This is a genomic window from Sinomonas atrocyanea, assembly GCF_001577305.1.
Lineage (GTDB): Bacteria > Actinomycetota > Actinomycetes > Actinomycetales > Micrococcaceae > Sinomonas > Sinomonas atrocyanea.
In genome coordinates this window covers 1,448,530-1,467,745 of sequence record NZ_CP014518.1, presented here as the reverse complement: position 1 = coordinate 1,467,745, position 19,216 = coordinate 1,448,530, and the positions used below count along the sequence as shown (strand labels likewise).

General features: G+C 70.5%; 18 protein-coding genes. 4 read left to right on the top strand and 14 right to left on the bottom strand.

Annotated features, from left to right (window positions below):
- Positions 1-133: 133 nt before the first annotated feature.
- The 11 genes from SA2016_RS06850 to SA2016_RS06800 form a co-directional block, all read right to left on the bottom strand.
- Entirely contained in the window at positions 134-850 is a 717-nt protein-coding gene (locus tag SA2016_RS06850) for a MazG nucleotide pyrophosphohydrolase domain-containing protein (protein ID WP_084249371.1), read from the bottom strand.
- 42 nt (positions 851-892) lie between these two features.
- Positions 893-2,035 (bottom strand): adenosine deaminase, encoded by a 1,143-nt coding sequence (locus tag SA2016_RS06845; protein ID WP_066496868.1) that lies wholly within the window; start codon positions 2,033-2,035, stop codon positions 893-895.
- A 44-nt stretch (positions 2,036-2,079) separates the two neighbouring features.
- Positions 2,080-2,814 carry a DedA family protein gene (locus tag SA2016_RS06840; protein ID WP_174835412.1) on the bottom strand — a complete coding sequence of 245 codons (735 nt, stop codon included), beginning with the start codon at positions 2,812-2,814 and terminating at the stop codon, positions 2,080-2,082.
- A 179-nt stretch (positions 2,815-2,993) separates the two neighbouring features.
- On the bottom strand, positions 2,994-4,322 hold the full coding sequence (locus SA2016_RS06835; RefSeq protein ID WP_066496866.1) for a thymidine phosphorylase: 1,329 nt from the start codon (positions 4,320-4,322) through the stop codon (positions 2,994-2,996).
- Positions 4,323-4,340: 18 nt separating this feature from the next.
- The gene (locus tag SA2016_RS06830) at positions 4,341-4,754 is read right to left on the bottom strand and encodes a cytidine deaminase (protein ID WP_066496865.1); all 414 of its coding nucleotides are present in this window, start codon (positions 4,752-4,754) and stop codon (positions 4,341-4,343) included.
- Positions 4,741-6,204 carry an ABC transporter permease gene (locus SA2016_RS06825; RefSeq protein ID WP_084249369.1) on the bottom strand — a complete coding sequence of 488 codons (1,464 nt, stop codon included), beginning with the start codon at positions 6,202-6,204 and terminating at the stop codon, positions 4,741-4,743. The genes SA2016_RS06830 and SA2016_RS06825 overlap by 14 nt, the downstream gene beginning before the upstream one ends.
- Positions 6,201-7,490: an ABC transporter permease gene (locus SA2016_RS06820; protein ID WP_141305617.1), complete on the bottom strand. Its 1,290-nt coding sequence runs from the start codon at positions 7,488-7,490 to the stop codon at positions 6,201-6,203. Before SA2016_RS06820 ends, SA2016_RS06825 begins: the two co-directional genes overlap by 4 nt.
- Positions 7,483-9,054 (bottom strand): ABC transporter ATP-binding protein, encoded by a 1,572-nt coding sequence (locus tag SA2016_RS06815; RefSeq protein WP_066496862.1) that lies wholly within the window; start codon positions 9,052-9,054, stop codon positions 7,483-7,485. Before SA2016_RS06815 ends, SA2016_RS06820 begins: the two co-directional genes overlap by 8 nt.
- Positions 9,055-9,201: 147 nt before the next feature.
- Positions 9,202-10,320: a BMP family lipoprotein gene (locus SA2016_RS06810; protein WP_066496861.1), complete on the bottom strand. Its 1,119-nt coding sequence runs from the start codon at positions 10,318-10,320 to the stop codon at positions 9,202-9,204.
- A 196-nt stretch (positions 10,321-10,516) separates the two neighbouring features.
- Complete coding sequence (locus tag SA2016_RS06805; RefSeq protein WP_066496860.1) at positions 10,517-11,716, bottom strand: amidohydrolase; 1,200 nt, start codon at positions 11,714-11,716, stop codon at positions 10,517-10,519.
- 24 nt (positions 11,717-11,740) lie between these two features.
- On the bottom strand, positions 11,741-12,901 hold the full coding sequence (locus tag SA2016_RS06800; protein WP_066496859.1) for a mannose-1-phosphate guanylyltransferase: 1,161 nt from the start codon (positions 12,899-12,901) through the stop codon (positions 11,741-11,743).
- Between the two features lie 251 nt (positions 12,902-13,152).
- On the opposite strand from SA2016_RS06800, the gene sdhC reads away from it, so the two are divergent.
- Genes sdhC through SA2016_RS06780 form a run of 4 tightly spaced genes read left to right on the top strand, consistent with a single transcriptional unit; the run spans position 13,153 to position 16,623 of the window.
- Positions 13,153-13,533: a succinate dehydrogenase, cytochrome b556 subunit gene (sdhC, locus tag SA2016_RS06795; RefSeq protein WP_084249366.1), complete on the top strand. Its 381-nt coding sequence runs from the start codon at positions 13,153-13,155 to the stop codon at positions 13,531-13,533.
- Between the two features lies 1 nt (position 13,534).
- Positions 13,535-14,017: a succinate dehydrogenase hydrophobic membrane anchor subunit gene (locus SA2016_RS06790; RefSeq protein ID WP_066496856.1), complete on the top strand. Its 483-nt coding sequence runs from the start codon at positions 13,535-13,537 to the stop codon at positions 14,015-14,017.
- Between the two features lie 36 nt (positions 14,018-14,053).
- The gene (gene sdhA, locus SA2016_RS06785; RefSeq protein WP_066496854.1) at positions 14,054-15,841 is read left to right on the top strand and encodes a succinate dehydrogenase flavoprotein subunit; all 1,788 of its coding nucleotides are present in this window, start codon (positions 14,054-14,056) and stop codon (positions 15,839-15,841) included.
- A complete protein-coding gene (locus SA2016_RS06780; protein WP_066496852.1) occupies positions 15,841-16,623 on the top strand; it encodes a succinate dehydrogenase iron-sulfur subunit in 783 nt (260 codons plus the stop codon). The genes sdhA and SA2016_RS06780 overlap by 1 nt, the downstream gene beginning before the upstream one ends.
- A 110-nt stretch (positions 16,624-16,733) precedes the next feature.
- Here the strand turns inward: SA2016_RS06780 and SA2016_RS06775 are convergent, their stop codons facing one another.
- From SA2016_RS06775 to SA2016_RS06765, 3 genes are read right to left on the bottom strand one after another with little or no spacing between them, the layout of a single operon-like run.
- On the bottom strand, positions 16,734-17,312 hold the full coding sequence (locus SA2016_RS06775; RefSeq protein WP_066496849.1) for a 2'-5' RNA ligase family protein: 579 nt from the start codon (positions 17,310-17,312) through the stop codon (positions 16,734-16,736).
- A 4-nt stretch (positions 17,313-17,316) separates the two neighbouring features.
- Positions 17,317-18,360 (bottom strand): tryptophan--tRNA ligase, encoded by a 1,044-nt coding sequence (trpS, locus tag SA2016_RS06770; protein WP_174835410.1) that lies wholly within the window; start codon positions 18,358-18,360, stop codon positions 17,317-17,319.
- Positions 18,361-18,383: 23 nt separating this feature from the next.
- On the bottom strand, positions 18,384-19,211 hold the full coding sequence (locus tag SA2016_RS06765) for an exodeoxyribonuclease III (protein ID WP_066496844.1): 828 nt from the start codon (positions 19,209-19,211) through the stop codon (positions 18,384-18,386).
- Between the last annotated feature and the right edge of the window lie 5 nt (positions 19,212-19,216).

Below are 19,216 nucleotides of genomic sequence, written 5' to 3'. Positions count from 1 at the left end.
CCTTGGTGGATGGAACGGCTCTGACATGAGGAGGCGCTGCCCGCGCCGAACCGCGGGGCAGGCACGGTGTCGGCACCAGACTATCCGGCCCGCGCTCGGCGGCGCGACCTGTGACGCCCATCTCGGGCTGGGCTCAGAGGCGGCCGACCGCGGCGCGGAGCGCGCGCTCGGCGTCGAGCCCGGCGGCGCGGGCGGCGCGCACGGCGTCGAGCAGGAAGTCCCCGAGCTCCTCCTCGGTCGCGAATCCCGCCGAGGTCACCCCACCGGACGCCGAGGTCGGGGCATCGGGCCCGCCGGCCGGCCCGGCGCCCTCCAGGGCACGCCGCCGCTCGGCCCGCCCCAGTGCCTTCTGGGCGAGGGCGAGGGCAGGCAGGTGCCGCGGAAGCCCCTCGAGCGCGTCGGGGCCGACGAGCCGGGGCGAGCCGTCGCCGTCGGGCCCGGGTCCCTGCCCCGACCCGGCGGCCGCCTTCTCCTGGCGCTTGGCCTCGTCCCACGAGGCGATGATCTCGGCCACGGTGGTCGGGAAGCTCGGCTGCAGCGCGCCGTCGGGCGTGAAGACGTGGCGGTTGCGCCGGACGAGCTTCGCGGTGAGCGCCCCCGCGACGCCGTCGAGGTCGAACGCGCCGCGCTCCCGCGCGATCTCGGCGTGCAGGACCACCTGCAGGAGCACGTCGGCGAGCTCGCCCCGCAGCTCCTCCTCCGGCTGGCCGTCCTCGATCGCCTCGACGAGCTCGTAGGACTCCTCGATGAGGTACGTCACGAGAGAGGCGTGCGTGAGCGCGGCCGTCCAGAGGCAGTGCTCCCGCAGGAGCCGCACCACCTCCACGAGACGGTCGACGGCGGCGCTCACCTCACGGCTCCCGCCGCACCCGCGGCCTCACCCGGCCCGTGCCTACTCGGCAAGGTTCGCGTAGGCCTCGTTGATGTACTCGACGAGGTCCTCACGGTCCTCGAGGGGCAGGAATGCGGCCTCGGCGGCGTTGAGCGTGATCTCGAGCAGGTCGTCGAGGTCGTAGTCGAAGGCCTCCACGAGCAGCTCGAACTCGTCCGTGAGCGTCACGCCGCTCATGAGCCGGTTGTCGGTGTTGACCGTGACGTTGAAGCCGAGCTCGTAGAGCATGTCGAAGGGGTGGTCGAGGATGTCCTCGCCCCAGGCGGCGATCGCGCCGGTCTGGAGGTTCGAGGACGGGCAGAGCTCGAGCGGGATCCCGCGGTCGCGGACCCACGCGGCCAGCTCGCCGAGCGTGACGTCGAGGATCGGCACGCCGTCCTCGTCGACCTCGTCGGTCGAGTCGACGGTGATGTCCTCGGCGATGCGCACGCCGTGGCCGAGGCGGAGGGCGCGCCCGTCGACGAGGGCCGACTGGATGCTCGCGAGGCCGGCGGCCTCTCCGGCGTGGACGGTGGCCGGGAAGTTGTTCTGCGCGAGGTAGGTGAAGGCCTCGGCGAAGCGCGAGGGCGGGAAGCCGTCCTCGGCCCCGGCGATGTCGAACCCGACCGCGCCGCGGTCGCGGTGGCGCACGGCGAGCTCGGCGATCGCCTGGGAGTTGTCGGCGTGGCGCATGGCCGTGATGAGCTGGCCGACGGCGATGACCCGCCCCGACTCCTCCACGAGGGCCATGCCGTCCTCGAGGCCGGCCTGGACAGCCTCGACGGCCTCGTCGAGGGTGAGCCCGTCGGTGAGGTGCTGCTCGGGCGCCCAGCGCACCTCGCCGTACACCACGCCGTCGTCCGCGAGGTCCTCGACGAACTCCCGTGCGATCCGGCGCAGGGCCGGGGCGGTCTGCATCACGGCGATCGTGTGGTCGAACGTCTCGAGGTACCGGGGCAGGGAGCCGGAGTCCGCGGCGTCCCGGAACCACTGCCCGAGGGCCACGGGGTCCGTGGATGGGAGCTCGTGGCCGATCTCGGCGGCGAGCTCGATGATGGTCGCGGGGCGCAGGCCGCCGTCGAGGTGGTCGTGGAGGGAGACCTTGGGCAGCGCCCGGAGGTCGAAGGAGAGGTCCGGGGCGGCGTCGATGTTCGGCTCAGTCACGCCCCAACTCTATTGAAGCTGGGGGCAGCAGGCCACCGCGCAGGTCACTCCCCCGGAGTGGGCGTGGTCTCGCGCTCGCGCGGCGCGTAGTCGTCGGCGGGCAGATGGGGCCGCAGGGCGAGCTCGCGCTCGTGCTCTGCCCTCGCCGCCGCGGCGGCCCGGCGGGCGTCGACCGTGTCGCGCCAGCGGTGGAGGACCGTGATGCTGTGGTCCAGGAGCACGCCGAGGACGAGTGCGAAGGCGACGGCGACCACGACGCTCAGGAGCGGGTTGTGGTGCAGCCAGGGGAAGGAGCTCGCGAGGAGGCCCACCCCGAGCGAGTAGCCCACCCAGGTCAGGCACGCGAACGCATCGAGCCAGAAGAAGGTGCGGTGGCGGAACCCGGTGCTGCCGGAGACGTAGTTGACCGCCACGCGGCCCCAGGGGATGTACCGGGCGGTGAAGATCAGCACGGCGCCGCGCTTGTCGAGCTCGTGCCGGGCCCAGCCGAAGACCTTCTGCACGCGCGGGCGCCGCATCCACTTCCAGCGGTCGGTGCCGATCTTGCGCCCGAGGAAGTAGGCCACGTTGTCGCCTGCCATCGCCCCGATGAGCGCCGTGGCGCCCAGGATCCACAGGTTGGGCTCGCCGGAATGGCGCCAGTACGCGGCGAGGGCCACGATGAGCGTCTCGCTCGGCGCGATCATCGCGAAGCCGTCGACGAAGAAGAAGACGAGGAGGATCGGGTAGATCCACCACTGGCCGGCAGCATGGAGGATCGCGTGATCGATGAAGGTCAACGACATGCGGTATTGCTCCTCCGGATACTGGGCCTCCTCCAGTGTCCCATGCGCAGGCTCAGGCGACTATCCGCCCTAAGGCCCTAGATTGCGCCGGGGGCGATCCTCCCTACGGACGACGCCGGCCCCTCCCCCGGGCGGAGGCGCTCGCCCCGAGGGCGGGGCCGGGTTCGGCGGTGCTAGGCGATGCGGTCGAGGATGAGCGGGGTGGCCGGGCGGGAGCCTTCCGGCGCGATCGTGACCGCCCCCTCGAGCGCCTCGCGCGCACGGCCGAAACGCTCGGGGGTGTCGGTCAGCAGCGTCATGAGCGGCTCCCCCGCGCGGACCGTCGCGCCCGGCTTGGCATGCAGCCGCACGCCGGCGCCGGCCTGGACGGCGTCCTCCTTGCGCGCCCGGCCGGCGCCGAGCCGCCACGCGGCGACGCCGACGGAGAGCGCGTCGAGGCCCACGAGGACTCCGTCAGCCGGGGCGTAGACCGTCTCCGACTCCTTGGCGCGCGGGAGCGGGGCGTCCGGGTCGCCGCCCTGGGCGGCGATCATCCGCCGCCACACGTCCATCGCACGGCCGTCCTTGAGCGCCTGCGCCGGGTCGCCCTGCACGCCCGAGGCCTCGAGCATCTCCTCGGCCAGCCGGACCGTGAGCGCCACGACGTCCTCCGGGCCCCCGCCGGCGAGGACCTCGAGGGACTCCTCGACCTCGATCGCGTTGCCGGCGGTGAGGCCGAGCGGGGTGTCCATGTCGGTCAGGAGCGCCACGGTGCGCACCCCGGCGTCCTGGCCGAGGGCCACCATCGTCTCGGCCAGCTCGCGGGCGTCGGCCTCATCCTTCATGAAGGCCCCGGAGCCGACCTTGACGTCGAGGACCAGCGCGCCGGTCCCCTCGGCGATCTTCTTGCTCATGATCGAGGAGGCGATGAGCGGGATCGCCTCGACGGTGCCGGTGACGTCGCGCAGCGCGTAGAGCTTCTTGTCTGCCGGGGCGAGTCCGGCGCCCGCGGCGCAGATGACCGCCCCGACGTCGTCGAGCTGGGCCATCATCTCCTCGTTGCTCAGGGCCGCCCGCCAGCCCGGGATCGACTCGAGCTTGTCCAGGGTGCCGCCGGTGTGGCCGAGGCCGCGGCCGGAGAGCTGCGGGACGGCCACCCCGAACACGGCCACGAGGGGCGCGAGCGGGAGCGTGATCTTGTCCCCGACCCCGCCGGTGGAGTGCTTGTCGGCCGTCGGCCGCTGCCCGCCGGAGCGGCTGCGGAGGGAGGAGAAGTCGAGCCGCTCGCCCGAGGCGATCATCGCCGTCGTCCATCGGGCCGTCTCCCGGTGGGTCATGCCGTTGAGGAGGATCGCCATGGCGAGGGCGGACATCTGCTCATCGGCCACGGCCCCGCGCGTGTAGGCGTCGATGACCCAGTCGATCTGGGCGTCGCTGAGCTCGCGCCGGTCGCGCTTGGCGCGGATGACGTCGACGGCGTCGTGCGCTTCCGCGGCACGCGCCCCGTTCCCGGAGGTGGTCACTGGTGTCCTTCCGTCGGATCAGTTCTGCAGGTTCTGCGGCCCGAACGCGTCGGGGAGCACCTCGTCCATGGTCCGCACGCCGCTCACCGTGAGCAGCACCATCCCGGGCGCGCGGAACTCGTAGAGGAGCTGGCGGCAGCGGCCGCACGGCATGAGCACGCTGCCGGACGCGTCGACGCAGGCGAAGGCCGCGATCCGGCCGCCGCCGCCGAGCCGGAGCTGGCCCACGAGGGTGCACTCGGCGCAGAGCGTGAGCCCGTACGAGGCGTTCTCGACGTTGCAGCCGGTGATGATCCGGCCGTCGTCCGTCAGCGCCGCCGCGCCGACGGGGAAGTCCGAGTACGGCGCGTAGGCGGCGTGCATGGCCTGGGTGGCCGCCGCGGTGAGGGCGTCCCAGTCGACCTCGGGTGCCGTGGGCTCACTGCTTGACATACGGGATGCCCTCCATGGCCGGCGGCCGCGAGCGGCCGACGAGCCCGGCGACGGCGAACACGGTGACCACGTACGGGAGCATGGCCATGAACTGGCTCGGGACCGGCGAGCCGATGATCGTGATGATGCTCTGGAGGTTGTCGGCGAAGCCGAACAGGAGCGAGGCCAGGAAGGCCCCGATCGGGTTCCAGCGCCCGAAGATCAGGGCGGCGAGGGCGATGTAGCCGCGGCCGGCGGACATCTCCTTGCTGAACGCGTCCACGGCGACGAGGGTGAAGAACGAGCCGCCGATGCCCGCGACCGCTCCGCCGAGGATCGTGTTCCAGAACCGGGTCCGGTTGACGTTGACGCCCAGGGTGTCCGCGGCCTGGGGGTGCTCCCCCACGGCCCGCACGCGCAGGCCCCAGCGCGTGTGGAACAGCCCCACGTAGACCACCACGACGGCGATGTACATCAGGTAGCCCACGAGCGACTGGCGGAAGAGGATCGGCCCGATCACCGGCACGTCCGCGAGGATGGGGATCTCGATGGTGCCCAGGTGCGGGGGGTTGTTGAGCCCGTCGGGGTCCTCGGTGAGCAGGGTGGAGAAGAGGAAGTTGGTCAGCCCGACCACGAGGACGTTGAGCACGACGCCGACAATGATCTGGTTCACCAGGTACTTGATGCTCACGAGGGCGAGGATGAGGGACACGAGCGCCCCGGCCACCGCCGCCGCGACGAGGCCCACGTACACGTTGTGCGCGAGGGTGGCGCCGACCGCAGCGCTGAAGGCGCCCATGAGCAGCTGGCCCTCGATCGCGATGTTGACGATGCCCGACCGCTCGCACAGCACCCCCGAGAGGGAGCCGAACACGAGCGGGACCGAGAGCGTGACGGCACCCGCGAGCAGGCCGGCGAGGGAGATGAAGGGGGTCTGGTCACGGCCGCCGGCCACGATCCACACGAGGAAGCCCACGAGGAAGGCGACGGCGAAGACGGCGCCGACCCAGCCCGGCGTCGGACGCCGCGCGGAGGCGAGCCACACGGAGTAGGCCGCGCCGGCGAGCATGACGGCGGCGGTGAGCCAGCCGACGACGGGCGAGCTGACGGTGACGACGGTGACCCCGGCGACGCCCAGGATCGCCAGGAGGAACACGACGACCGCGGCGGCGAGCGCCCCGGTGAGCCAGCGGGCCGGGGTGCGGCCGGCGCGGGGGCCCCAGAACCGGAGGTATCCGAACCAGGCCGCGGCGACGAGCGCGACGGCGAGGGCGAGCCATGCGGCCACCCCGGAGGCCTCCCGCCCCGCGTCGACGAGGCCGAACGAGGCGTTCTTGCTGCCCGAGAGCGCGCCGAAGAGCACCGTGCCGAGCACGGCGAGGAGACTGAGCCCGATCGGGGCCTTGAGGGACACGGGCGCGGCGACGGGGCGCGCGGCCTGCGGCGCGGCGGCTGCTGTGCTGGTGCTCATGACGCGGCTCCGCTCTCGGCAGCTTCGGCCGGTGTGGGGGTGGGCGGCCCGGACCGGCTGCGCTTCCTCCTGCGCGGGCCGAGGCCGAAGATCGCCCGCACGAGCGGCGGGGCGGCGATGAAGAGGACGATGAGCGACTGGATCACCAGGACGATGTCGATCGGCGTCTGGGTCACGGCCTGCATGGAGACCCCGCCGGCGCGGAACGCCCCGAAGAGCAGGCCGGCGAAGAACGTCCCCCACGGGGTCGACCTGCCGAGCAGCGCCACGGTGATGGCGTCGAAGCCGATCGAGGCCGCCACGCCCCCGGAGAGGTACTTCTCGGTGCCCGACACCTGGGCGATGCCGGCGAGGCCCGATAGCGCTCCGGCGAGGGCCATGACCAGGACCGTCGAGCGCCCGACGTTGATGCCCGCCGTGCGCGCGGCGTTCGGGTTGGCGCCGACGGCCCGGAACTCGAACCCCACGGTGGAGCGGGACAGGATCCACCACACGCCCCACGTGACGAGGATGGCGAGGATGAACCCGGCGTGCAGGCGGAACTGCGGCCCCAGGAGCTCCGGGAACAGGGCAGAGGCGTCCAGGAACGGCGAGATCGGGTTGGTCGAGCCCTTCCGCTGGAACGCGGGCGTGGTGAGCAGGAACAGGAGCAGGAAGCTCGCGATGTAGTTGAACATGATGGTCACGATGACCTCGTGGGCGCCGGTGCGCGCCTTGAGGAAGCCCACGATCCCGCCCCAGATGCCGCCGCCCAAGATTCCGGCGAGGATCACCACGAGCAGGTGCAGCCCGAACGGAAGGTGCCACGCGAAGCCGACGTAGGCGCCGAAGAGGGCGCCGAAGATCAGCTGCCCCTGGGCCCCGATGTTGAACAGGCCGGCCCGGAAGGCGAGGGCCACGCCGAGGCCCGCGAGGATCAGCGGGGTCGAGACCGTGAGGGTCTCGGCGAGCGGGTAGAGCTGCGCGGCGAGGTCTGCGCCCTGCCAGTTGAAGATCGAGCCCTGGACCAGTGCGGCGTACGGGCGGAAGACCTCCGTGATGGTGTCGGAGGGCCGGGCGAAGAAGTAGCCCGCCGCGGTGGCGACCTTGGGGTTGGTCACCGCCATGAGGATCCCGCCGATGACGATCGCCAGGACCATGGACAGCAGGGACACCATCGGGGTGCCGGTGGCGATCCGGCGGAGAAGTGACTCGTCCGCCGCGGGGCCAGCGGGACCGCCGGGCGGCGGGGTCGGCACGGGCTGGGGCGCCTGGGCCGAGTCAGGCGCGTTCTGCACGTCAGCCATGTGTCTCTCCTGTGGTGTGCTCGCCGCCGGTGTGGCGGGCCTCCGCGGCGGCGGCCGCGGCCTCGTCAGCATGCATGCCTGCCATCATCAGGCCGAGGACGTCGCGGGGGGTGCCACCGTCGACGATGCCCATGAGGCGTCCGCGGTAGAGCACGGCGATGCGGTCCGAGAGCTCCATGATCTCGTCCAGTTCGGTCGAGACGATCATGACCGGAGTCCCGCGGTCCCGCTCGGCGAGGATGCGGCGGTGGAGGAACTCGATCGAGCCCACGTCCACGCCGCGGGTGGGCTGGGAGGCGATGAAGAGGCGCAGGGGCCGCGAGAGCTCGCGCGCCATGACCACCTTCTGCTGGTTTCCCCCCGAGAGGGACGACGCCGGCGCATCGGGTGAGCCCGCGCGGATGTCGAACTCCTCGATCTTCTCCTTGGCCTGGGCCGCGACCCGGCCCGGGCTCATCGCGAGCCCGCGGGCGAACGGCGCGCGGTCGTAGAGGTCCAGGACGAGGTTCTCCGCGACGCTGAACGCACCCACGAGGCCATCGTGCGAACGGTCCTCGGGGACGAACCCGACCCCCGCCTCGAGGACCTGCTTGACGCTGCGTCCGAGCAGCTCCGCGCCGTCGAGGGTCACCGAGCCGGTGACGTGCCGGTGGAGGCCGAGGATGGCCTCGGTGAGCTCGGTCTGGCCGTTGCCCTGGACGCCGGCGACGGCGAGGATCTCTCCTTGCGCGATGTCGAAGGACACCCCGTCCACGATCCGCTGGCCCGTGGGCGCCACGAGCGTCAGGTCCCGCACCGAGAAGGTGGTCTCCGCGGGCTGGGCAGGAGCCTTGTCGAGGGTGAGGCTCACGGGGCGTCCCACCATCATGGCCGCGAGCTCGGCCGGGGCGGCCGACGGCGGGGCGTCGCCGACCACGCGGCCCCGCCGGATCACCGTGATGACGTCCGCGACCGCCTTGACCTCGCGCAGCTTGTGGGAGATGAAGATGATCGAGGTGCCGGAGGCCTTGAGCCCGTCCATGATCGCGAGCAGTTCGTCCGTCTCCTGCGGGGTCAGGACGGCGGTGGGCTCGTCGAGGATGAGGACCTTCGCGTCGCGGACGAGGGCCTTGATGATCTCGACGCGCTGCTGCACGCCCACGGGGAGGTCCTCGATGCGGGCATCCGGGTCGACGTCGAACCCATAGCGGGACGAGATCTCGCGGATCCGGGCCCGGGTCGCGTCGAGGTCGAGGAAGCCTCCGGCCTTCGTGGCCTCCGCCCCGAGGGCCACGTTCTCGGCCACCGTGAAGACCGGGACGAGCATGAAGTGCTGGTGCACCATGCCGATCCCGGCAGCCATCGCGTCCGCCGGGCCTCGGAACGCGACGGGCCTGCCGTCCACGAGGATCTCGCCCTCGGTGGGCTCGTAGAGCCCGTAGAGCACGTTCATGAGCGTCGACTTGCCGGCGCCGTTCTCGCCGAGCAGCGCATGGATCTGCGAGTCCTCGACGACGAGGTCAATGTGGTCGTTCGCGGCGAACGAGCCGAAGCGCTTGGTGATGCCGCGGAGTTCGAGTTTCACTGCGGGAACCGTCCCCTTGGATGAGGTGGGACCAGCTTGCTCCCCGGCACGCCAGCGCCGCCCGGCCGGCGAGCGGCGGGCGGCACTGGGTGGCCCGGTGCACGGGGCACCGTGGAGCCGGAGCGCTGGATGGGATCGTGGCCGGCGCTACTTCGAGACGGGGCTGGACTTCGACTCGACCTTGATGTTGCCCGAGATGATGTCCTTCTTGAGCTGGTCGAGCTCGCTCTTCATGTCCGCCGGGACCGCCGAGTCGAGGTCGTGGAACGGGGCGAGGGCAACGCCGCCGTTCGCGAGCGTGCCGACGTACGGCGTCGCGTCGAACTTGCCGTTGAGGTCGTCCTTGATGACGGATTCGACGGCGGTGGACATGGTCTTCTGGACCGACGTCAGCATGACCGACTTGTAGTCCGGGGCCGTGAGGTAGCCATCGGAGTCGACCCAGATGAGCTTGGCGTCCTGGCCGGCGTTCTTGGCGTCCAGCACTGCGGAGGCGGCACCGGGGCCGACCGCGCCCGCCACGGGGAGCACCACGTCCGCGCCCTGCTGGAGGAAGCCCTGGGTGAGGACCTTGCCCTTGTCGACGGACTTGAAGTCGCCCACGAAGGTGCCGTCCTGCTTGTCCTTGTCCCAGCCCAGGACCTGGACGTTCTTGCCCTTCTTCTGGTTGTAGTACTTCACGCCGTCGGCGAAGCCGTCCATGAAGATCGTCACCGTGGGGATGTTGAGGCCGCCGAACGTGGCCACCTTCCCGGTCTTGGAGACGCCCGCGGCGAGGTAGCCGGCGAGGAACGCGGCCTGGGCCGTGTCGTACACGATCGGCTTGACATTCTTGGGGAACGCCGGGTCCGTGTAGTCGATGATCGCGAAGTGGCTGTTGGGGTTGGCGCTGGCGATGCTCTTGGTCGCGTCGCCGAGCAGGAAGCCGACGGTGACGGTGAGCTTGCAGCCCGCCTGCACCATGGAGCGCAGGTTCGGGTCGTAGTCGGTGTCGGCCTTCGACTGGACGTGCTTCTCCTGAATGCCGAGGTCCTTGACGGCCTTCTGGAGGCCCTCGTAGCCGGACTGGTTGAACGACTTGTCGTCGAAGCCGCCCGAGTCCGAGACCATGCAGCCGAGGTAGTTGGAGGCCTGGGCCGAGGAGCCGCCCGAGGAGCCCGACGTGGGCGGGGCCGAGCCGCAGCCGGCGAGGGTCAGCGCGGACACCGCTGCCAGGGCCACGCCCGCGACGCCGGCTCGGTGGAAGGGGGTACGGAAGCGGTTCAAGTAGTCCTCCAGAGTGGACGAGGGAATCCTCAGCCCCGGGGCCCCGAGGGACGCGCCGGGCGCGTGGTACAGCGCACTAGGGTAATCGAAAGGAGTCCTTCACACACTCGTGCGGGACGGCCGCCCACGAATCGTTGGTGATTCGTTACCAACCTCACGGGAAGGCCCCACCGAAGCGTGGCAGCGCGGGGACGGCTCAGAGGTCGCGCAGGCTCCTGAGGGCGGCGGCGGCGAGGACCTGCACGCCGCAGCCGATGGCCGCCTCGTCGACCACGTAGTCGCCGCGGTGGAGGTCGTACTCCTCCCCGCCCGGGGTGTGCGTGCCGAGGCGGAACATGGAGCCGGGGACTTCCGAGAGGAACCAGGCGAAGTCCTCTCCGCCCATCGACTGCGGGGTGAGCACCACGGCGTTCTCCCCCAGCTCGGCCCGCGCCGCCGCCTCCAGCAGGGCGGTCTCGTGCTCGGAGTTCACGACCGGGGGCACGCCGCGGATGTGCTCGAGGCTCACCTCGACCCCATACGGCGCGGCGACCTGCTGGACCACTTCGTCGAGGAGCTCGCCGGCGCTGTGCCAGGCCTCGCGGTCGAGGCAGCGCATGGTGCCGGACATGGATCCGATGGCGGGGATGGCGTTCGGCGCGGCGCCCGCGGAGATCTGGCCCCAGACCACGGACACGCCGCTGCGCACGTCCACGCGCCGGGACAGGACCGCTGGGACGTTGACCGCGATCTGCGCCAGGGCGAAGACCAGGTCCTCCGTGAGGTGCGGCCGCGAGGTGTGGCCGCCGCGGCCGGTGAGCTGGATGCGGATCGTGTCGGAGGCCGAGGTGATCGGCCCGATGCGGGTGCCGATCTTGCCGACCTCGATGCGCGGATCGCAGTGGAGGGCCATGATCCGCGGCACGCCGGAGAGCACGCCCTGGCCCATGCAGGCCAGCGCGCCGCCGGGCATGGTCTCCTCGGCCGGCTGGAAGAGGACCCGCACGGTGCCCTCGAGCGGGGTCTCCTGGTCCATCTCGGCCAGGAGCAGCGCGACCCCCAGGGCCACCGTGGTGTGGACGTCGTGGCCGCACGCGTGGGTCACGCCGTGGTTGCGCGAGGCGAAGGGCAGGCCCGTCTCCTCGATGATCGGCAGCGCGTCGATGTCGCCGCGCACCGCGGTGGCGATGGGACCGGAGCCGATGTCGACGACGACACCCGTGCCATCGAGCCGGCGCGGCGCGAGCCCTGCAGCCTCGAGGCGCGCCACGATCCGGTCCGTGGTGCGGTACTCGTGGAAGGACAGCTCGGGGTGCGAGTGGAGGTCCCGGCGGAATTGGATCAGCTCGGGCAGGAAGGCCTCGAGACGGGGGCCTACGAGGGGCGTGGGCTTCGTCTCCGTCGTGTAGTTTCGCACCCGTTCACTCTAGCGTCACGGTTCTCAGAGGACGTCGAGGTCCCCGCTCGCCTTCAGACCGGCCACGGCGTTCTTGACCTTTTGCGCGTGCTCCGTCGTGGTGACCAGGAGGGCGTCGGGGGTGTCGACGATGACGACGTCCTCGATGCCGATGAGCGCGATGACCCTCTTCGTGTCCGAGACGACGATGCCGCTCGCGTCCTCGGTGAACACCCTGGCGCCCTCGCCGAGCACGGTCACGCGCTCGGCCTCCCGGGCGCTGTTGAGCCGGCCGATCGCGGCGAAGTCGCCGACGTCGTCCCAGCGGAACGCGCCGGGCACGACGGCGACGTCCCCGGCGGCGGCGGCCGGCTCGGCGACGGCGTAGTCGATCGCGATCTTCGGCAGCGTGGGCCACACGCGGGCCGCGACCTCGTCGCGGGCCAGGGTGTCCCAGGCCTCGGCGATCTCCGTCAGCCCGGCATAGAGCTCGGGCTGGTTCGCCGCGAGGTGCTCGAGCATGAGGGCCACCGGGGCCACGAACATGCCCGCGTTCCACAGGTACTCGCCCGAGGCGAGGTACTTCTCCGCAACCTCGAGGTTCGGCTTCTCGACGAACTCCACGACGGCGCGCGCGCTCGGTGCGCCCGCGACGTCGAGCGGCTCGCCTCCGCGGATGTAGCCGAAGCCCGTGGAGGGGTGCGTCGGCTCGATGCCGATGGTGACGATCTTCCCCCGCTCGCCCGAGGCGGCCGTGAGGATCGCCTCGCGGACGGCAGCCTGGAAGACGCCGTCGGGGCTGATGACCTGGTCGGCGGCGAAGGAGCCCATGATCGTGGCCGGGTCCCGTCGGTACAGGATCGCCGCGGCAAGGCCGATCGCGGCCCCCGAGTCCTTCGGCTCACTCTCGAGGACGAGGTTCGCCGCGTCCAGCTCGGGGATCTGCCGGCAGACGGCGGCCCGGTGGGCCTCGCCCGTCACCACGAGGAAGCGGCCCCCCGCCAGCGGCGTCAGCCTGTCGTACGTCGCGCGGATGAGAGTGCTGCCGGACCCCGTGAGGTCGTGCAGGAACTTGGGCGCGGCGGCGCGCGAGAGCGGCCACAGGCGGGTGCCCACGCCGCCCGCGGGGATCACCGCGACGAACTTCTCGAGCGGATCCTGCGGGGCGGGCGCCGGGCCGGCGACGGGGGCAGTATTCTCTGTCATCACCCCCCACTGTAGTGGGCCGGATGCCCGGATCACGGTCGCGCACGGACCGCAAGAGGGGGCACTGTGACAATCCCCACTGGTTTAACATGCCCCAGAGGCCCTTTTGAGTAAGCTGTGGGCGATGCCTAGATTTAGGCTGGAATCCGACTAGGTGAGCGCGCCCTACGCACAGCAGGGCCACTCCGCACCGGTTGCCCCCTCCGCATGGGCCCCATGCGGGCGCCGGTGCCCGCAGGGAGGTTTATTCAGTGCCGACAAAACCAGCTGGCACCCTGTACCGCGGCCGTGAAGGCATGTGGTCGTGGGTCGTACACCGGATCACCGGCGTCGTCATCTTCTTCTTCTTGTTGGTGCACGTCCTGGACACCTCATTGGTGCGAGTGTCCCCCGAGGTGTACACGGCGGTCATCGCCGAATACAAGAACCCGCTCATGGCCCTCGGCGAGACTGGTCTCGTCGCTGCCATCCTCTTCCACGCCTTCAACGGCCTGCGCGTGATCCTCGTGGACTTCTGGAAGAACGGCCCCAAGTACCAGCGGCAGATGCTCTGGACGGTCGTGATCGTCTGGGTCGTCGTGTTCGCAGGCTTCGCCATCCGCCACCTCTCACTCGCGCTGGGAGCCCACTGACATGACCACAGCACCTGAAATCCGCGAGCCGCGCAGCACGTCCGTGACCGGCCGCATCGCCCCGCAGTACAAGCGCAGCGGGGGCCCGAAGGGCCAGTTCGAGATGTTGGCCTGGCTGTTCATGCGCCTGTCCGGCATCGTCCTGGTCGTCCTGATCTTCGGCCACCTCTTCGTGAACCTGATGGTCGGACAGGGCGTCCACGGCATCGACTTCGGCTTCGTCGCCGGGAAGTGGGCCAGCCCGTTCTGGCAGGTCTGGGACCTCGCCATGCTCTGGCTCGCGATGCTCCACGGCTCCAACGGCGTGCGCACCATCATCAACGACTACGCCGAGCGGGACTCCGTCCGCTTCTGGCTCAAGGCGGTCCTCTTCGCGGCCAGCGCCATCATCGTGATCCTCGGCACCCTGGTGATCTTCACCTTCGATCCGTGCCCGGTGGTCAACGGTGTCCGCACCGTGGCCGACTACTGCCCCGCCTCGTAACCAGCGGATCCCCCGCAAGAAATGGAGCTTCACAGCATGCAGGTCCACAAATACGATGTGGTGATCGTCGGCGCCGGTGGCGCCGGCATGCGAGCAGCGATCGAGGCCGGCCAGCGGGCCCGTACCGCCGTGCTGACCAAGCTGTACCCCACCCGCTCGCACACGGGAGCCGCCCAGGGCGGCATGTGCGCGGCCCTCGCCAACGTCGAGGAAGACAACTGGGAGTGGCACACCTTCGACACCGTCAAGGGCGGCGACTACCTCGTCGACCAGGACGCGGCGGAGGTCATGGCCAAGGAGGCCATCGACGCGGTCCTCGACCTCGAGAAGATGGGCCTGCCGTTCAACCGCACGCCCGAGGGCCGGATCGACCAGCGTCGCTTCGGCGGCCACACCCGCGACCACGGCAAGGCCCCGGTCCGCCGCGCGTGCTACGCCGCCGACCGCACCGGCCACATGATCCTCCAGACGCTGTACCAGAACTGCGTCAAGCACAACGTCGAGTTCTACAACGAGTACTACGTGCTCGACCTGCTCGTCGTCGAAGAGGAGGCGACCCGCGAGGACGGCACCGTCTACCAGCAGAAGCGCGTGGCCGGCGTCGTCAGCTACGACCTCGCCTCCGGCGAGCTGCACGTCTTCCAGGCCAAGGCCGTCGTGTTCGCCACGGGCGGCGCGGGCAAGGTCTTCAAGACGACCTCGAACGCCCACACCCTCACCGGTGACGGCATGGGGATCGCGTTCCGCCGCGGCATCCCGCTCGAGGACATGGAGTTCATCCAGTTCCATCCGACCGGCCTCGCCGGCCTCGGCATCCTCCTCTCGGAGGCCGCCCGCGGCGAGGGCGCGATCCTGCGCAACTCCGAGGGCGAGCGCTTCATGGAGCGCTACGCGCCGACCATCAAGGATCTCGCCCCGCGTGACATCGTGGCCCGTTCGATGGCCAACGAGGTGCGCGAGGGACGCGGCGCCGGTCCGAACAAGGACTACGTGCTGCTCGACCTCACCCACCTCGAGCCCGCGCACATCGACGCGAAGCTGCCGGACATCACCGAGTTCGCGCGGACCTACCTCGGCGTCGAGCCCTACACGGAGCCCGTGCCGGTGTTCCCCACCGCGCACTACATCATGGGCGGCGTGCCGACCAACATCAAGGGCGAGGTCCTCCAGGACAACGACACCGTGGTCCCCGGCCTGTACGCGGCCGGCGAGGTCGCGTGCGTCTCCGTGCACGGATCCAACCGCCTCGGCACCAACTCGCTGCTCGACATCAACGTCTTCGGCAAGCGCTCCGGCATCAACGCCGCGGAGTACGCCAAGACCGCCGAGTTCGTCGAGCTGCCGGAGAACCCGGCCGCCGAGACGGTCGCCATGCTCGACGCCGTCCGCAACGCCTCCGGCACCGAGCGGATCGCCGCGATCCGCGCGGACCTGCAGGAGACCATGGACGCGAACATGCAGGTGTTCCGCACCAAGGACTCGATCGCGCAGGCCCTCGCGGACATCTCCAAGCTCCGCGAGCGGTACCGCAACATCGGCATCCAGGACAAGGGCAAGCGCTTCAACCTCGACCTCCTCGAGGCCGTGGAGCTCGGCTTCCTCCTGGACCTTGCCGAGGTCATGACCGTTGCTGCGCTGCACCGCAAGGAGTCCCGCGGCGGCCACTACCGCGAGGACTTCCCCGATCGCGACGACGCCAACTGGATGAAGCACACGATGCTCTACAAGGACGACGCCGCGGAAACCGAGGGCATCAAGGGCCTGCGCTTCGGCACGAAGCCCGTTGTCTTCACCCGTTACGAGCCGATGGAGCGTAAGTACTGATGACCGCCTCAACCGCTGAGCCAGCGTCCAAGGTCGAGCTGCCCGCGAGCGTGGGCGGCGGGGGCGAGATCCCCACGTTCGATGTCACGCTGCGTGTGCGCCGCTACAACCCGGAGGTCTCCGAGGAGTCGAGCTGGGACGAGTTCCAGCTGACGATGTACGGCACGGACCGCGTCCTGGATGCCCTCCACAAGGTCAAATGGGAGCACGATGGATCGCTCTCGTTCCGCCGCTCGTGCGCCCATGGCGTGTGCGGCTCCGATGCCATGCGCATCAACGGCCGCAACCGCCTGGCGTGCAAGACCCTCCTGAAGGACCTCGACACGTCCAAGCCGATCGAGGTCGAGCCCATCAAGGGCCTGCCCGTCGAGAAGGACCTGATCGTGGACATGGAGCCGTTCTTCCAGTCCTACCGCGAGATCATGCCGTTCCTCGTCTCCAAGGGCCACGTGCCCACGAAGGAGCGCCTCCAGTCGGCCGAGGAGCGCGAGCGCTTCGACGACACCACGAAGTGCATCCTGTGCGCAGCGTGCACCTCGTCCTGCCCGGTGTTCTGGACCGACGGGCAGTACTTCGGTCCGGCGGCCATCGTCAACGCGCACCGCTTCATCTTCGATTCGCGCGACGATGCCGGCGACATGCGCCTCGAGATCCTCAACGACAAGGAGGGCGTGTGGCGCTGCCGCACGATCTTCAACTGCACCGAGGCCTGCCCCCGTGGCATCCAGGTGACGAAGGCGATCTCCGAGGTCAAGCAGGCCATTCTGGCCCGCAAGGTGTAGGGAACCGCCGCCCGGCATGCGAAAGGGCGCCGCTCGTCACGAGCGGCGCCCTTTTGTGTTCCCCTCCCCCGGGGTCCTGTGCGCAGGGTCCTCTGCTGAGTGCCCTGAGCTCAGCGCCGCCCAGCGCGGCCGAACGTGAGTTCTTCCCGCAGCTGCCAGAACCCGTCGGCGTCGTGCTGGTACAGGCCCATGCTGTCCACGGTGAACGCTGCGCTGTAGGACTCCAGCTCGCTCTGCGCCTCATCGAGCCGCTCGGGCGGCAGGTCGTGCGCCACGGTGACGTGCGGGTGGTACGGGAAGGGCAGCGTGCGCGCGAGCGGGCCCTGCTGGAGCTCGCGGTGCAGGCTGACGCACTCCTCGAAGCCCTCGTCCACGTTGACGTACACCACGGGCGAGACGGGGCGGAACGTGCCGGTCCCCTTCAGGCCCACGGTGAACGGACGCGCCTGGGCGGCGACACCGCGCACGTGCCGGACGGCCGCGTCCCAGTCGGACGTCTCGGTGGTGGTCACGAGCGTGATGTGGGCCGGGATGACCTCGGCCATGCGGTCCCCGAACGAGGCCCGCCACGCGCGGAGCTCCTGGGCCACCATGTCGGGAAACCCGAGGATCACGCCGACGAGCGGCCGGTCGGCACCTCCTGCGGTGCCCGCTGTGTCCTCGATCGTGCCGTCCTCGAATCCCGGCATGGCCTCAGCCGACGGCCGCTGCCGCCGGGGCGAGGGCAGGGAGGAACCCGACGCGCTCGTAGACGTCGGCGAGCGTGCGCGACGCGATCTCGCGGGCCTTCGCGGCGCCGCGGGCCAGCAGACGGTCGAGCTCCGACGGATCCGTCAGCAGCTCCTCGGTGCGCGCCTTGATGGGCGCGACGGCGTCCACGACCACCTGCGCGACGTCCGTCTTGAGATGGCCGTACATCTTGCCCTCGTAGGAGGCCACGAGCGAGTCCATGTCCTCGCCCGTGATGGTCGAGATGATCGTCAGGAGGTTGGAGACGCCCGGCTTTGCCTCGCGGTCGAACCGGACCACCGTCTCGGCGTCGGTCACCGCCGACTTGATCTTCTTCGCCGTGGCCTTGGGGTCGTCGAGGAGGTTGATCAGGCCGTTCGGCGACTCGGCCGACTTCGACATCTTCGCCGTCGGGTTCTGCAGGTCGTAGATCTTCGCCGAGGTCGGCGGGATGAGCGCCTCGGGCACCACGAAGGTCTCGCCGAACCGGGAGTTGAAGCGCTGGGCCAGGGTGCGCGCGAGCTCGAGGTGCTGGCGCTGGTCCTCGCCCACGGGGACCCCGTACGGCCGGTAGAGGAGGATGTCGGCTGCCATGAGCATCGGGTACATGAACAGGCCGGCACTCGCGGCGTCGTGGCCGTGGCGGGCCGCCTTGTCCTTGAACTGGGTCATGCGGGATGCCTCGCCGAAGCCCGTGAGGCACGTCAGCACCCAAGCGAGCTGGGCGTGCTCGGGCACGTGCGACTGCACGAACAGCGTGGAGCGCTCGACGTCGATTCCGCCCGCGATGTACTGGGCCGCCGTCAGCCGCGTGCGGTGCAGGAGCTCGGCCGGCTCGTGCGGGACCGTGATGGCGTGCAGGTCGGGGATGAAGTACAGGCACTCGTACTGGTCCTGGAGCTTGACCCAGTTGACGAGGGCGCCGAGGTAGTTTCCGAGGTGGAGCGAGTCGCCCGAGGGCTGCATGCCGGAGAGGAGTCGCTGGCGGGCGGGGGCAGGAGAGGTCATGGAGTCAGGCACTTCCGAGAGGTCTAGAGCTGGTAGTCGATGACGAGCGGGGCGTGGTCGGACCATCGCGTGTCCCAGGCGCTGGCGCGATCGACGACGGCGTTCCGCGCCACCGCGGCCAGGGACGGCGTGGCCATCTGGTAGTCGATGCGCCACCCCGCATCGTTGTCGAACGCCTTGCCGCGCTGCGACCACCACGTGTAGGGGCCATCCACCTGGCCGGCCAGGTCACGGTGCACGTCCCGCCAGCCGATCTCGGTGCCGAAGAACCGGTCGAAGTACGCGCGCTCCTCCGGAAGGAACCCGGCGCGCTTCTGGTTGGCCTTCCAGTTGCGGATGTCCAGCGGGGTGTGGCCCACGTTGAGGTCGCCGACCACGAGGGCGTAGTCGCTCAGCTCGCCGAGCTCCGGCAGCCGCTTGAGCATGACGTCCAGGAACCGGTACTTGTCATCCTGCTTGGGGGTGCCCACCTCGCCCGAGTGCACGTACGCGCTCACGACGGTCAGCTGGCGGCCGCCCTCGAGGGCGAAGTCCGCCTCCACCCAGCGCCCGGCGGTGGCGAAGTAGTCGTCGCCGATCCCGATCCTCGTCTCCGTGGGAGCCTCGCGGGAAGCGATCGCCACGCCGGCGCGGCCCTTCGCGTCCGCCTCCGCATGCAGGACGTGCCAGCCGTCGAAGTACTCGTGCACGGTCGGGTCCGGGGCACGGACTTCCTGCAGGCAGAGGATGTCCACCTCGCGCGTCCCGAGCCACTCCGGCATGCCCTTGCGCCACGCGGCGCGGAGGCCGTTGACGTTGACGGTCGCGATGCGCAGGGCCCCACCCTTCGGGGCCGATTCGGGGGAAGTCACCTAGC